We start from the raw sequence: 1,161 nt of genomic DNA, 5'->3' as shown, positions 1-1,161 counted from the left end.
ATGCCGAGCTGGGCGCCGCGGCCGGTATGCCGAGCTGGGCGCCGCGGCCGGTGCCGACCATGAGGGCGGTGGGGGTGGCCAGGCCCAGGGCGCAGGGGCAGGCGATGATCAGTACGGCCACGGCCGCGGTGAACGCCGCGGTCAGACCCGAACCGTTGCCGAGCCAGAAGCCGAGCGTGCCGAGGGCGAGCGCGATGACGACGGGGACGAAGACGGCGGAGATCCGGTCGGCGAGGCGCTGGGCGGCGGCCTTGCCGTTCTGGGCGTCCTCGACGAGTTTCGCCATCCGGGCCAGCTGGGTGTCGGCACCGACCCGGGTGGCCTCCACGACGAGCCGGCCGGAGGTGTTCACGGTGGCCCCGGTGACAAAGTCCCCGACGCCCACGTCCACGGGGACGGACTCGCCGGTGAGCATGGCGGTGTCCACGGCCGAGGCGCCCTCGACGACGGTGCCGTCGGTGGCGATCTTCTCGCCGGGACGGACGACGAACCGGTCGCCGACGGAGAGCCGGGCGACGGGAACGCGCACCTCCGCGCCGTTCCGCAGCACGGCGACGTCCTTGGCGCCCAGGTGCATCAGCGCGCGCAGGGCGGAACCCGCCTTCCGCTTGGACCTCGCCTCCAGGTAGCGGCCCAGCAGGATGAAGGTGATGACGCCGGCGGCCACTTCCAGGTAGATGGCGGAGGCGCCCCCGGTGCGCGAGACGGTGAGGTCGAAGCCGTGCCGCATCCCGGGCATGCCCGCGTCCCCGAGGAACAGCGCCCACAACGACCAGCCGAAGGCGGCGAGGGTGCCGATCGAGACCAGGGTGTCCATGGTGGCCGCGCCGTGTCGGAGATTGGTCCAGGCGGCCCGGTGGAAGGGCAGCCCGCCCCAGACCACGACGGGAGCGGCGAGGGTGAGCGAGAGCCACTGCCAGTGGTCGAACTGGAGGGCCGGGACCATCGCGAGCACGACGACGGGGGCGGCGAGGACGGCCGAGACGATCAGCCGCTGCCGCAGCGCGCCGACTTCTTCCGGGGCCCCGCTGTCCGACGACGCCGTGCGCGCCGCCGTCGACGAGGCCGGCTACGAGCTCGTCGGCCGGGCCTGAGCACCATCGGGCACCACCGGCCTGTCGAATACAGCCGAATCACCCCCTTTGCCGCCGGGCCGGACCC

General features: G+C 73.6%; 2 pseudogenes. One reads left to right on the top strand and one right to left on the bottom strand.

Annotated features, from left to right (window positions below):
• Positions 1–1,009: pseudogene (locus EAO76_RS10260) on the bottom strand (HAD-IC family P-type ATPase); the annotation flags it as partial.
• 4 nt (positions 1,010–1,013) lie between these two features.
• Between EAO76_RS10260 and EAO76_RS46000 the strand changes: the two are divergent.
• Positions 1,014–1,094, top strand: a pseudogene (locus EAO76_RS46000) (copper-binding protein); the annotation flags it as partial.
• Positions 1,095–1,161: the final 67 nt, after the last annotated feature.

This window comes from Streptomyces sp. sk2.1 (assembly GCF_008120935.1).
Classification (GTDB): Bacteria; Actinomycetota; Actinomycetes; order Streptomycetales; family Streptomycetaceae; genus Streptomyces.
The sequence above is the reverse complement of the archived record's forward strand: the minus strand, read 5'-3'. Positions and strand labels throughout refer to the sequence as shown.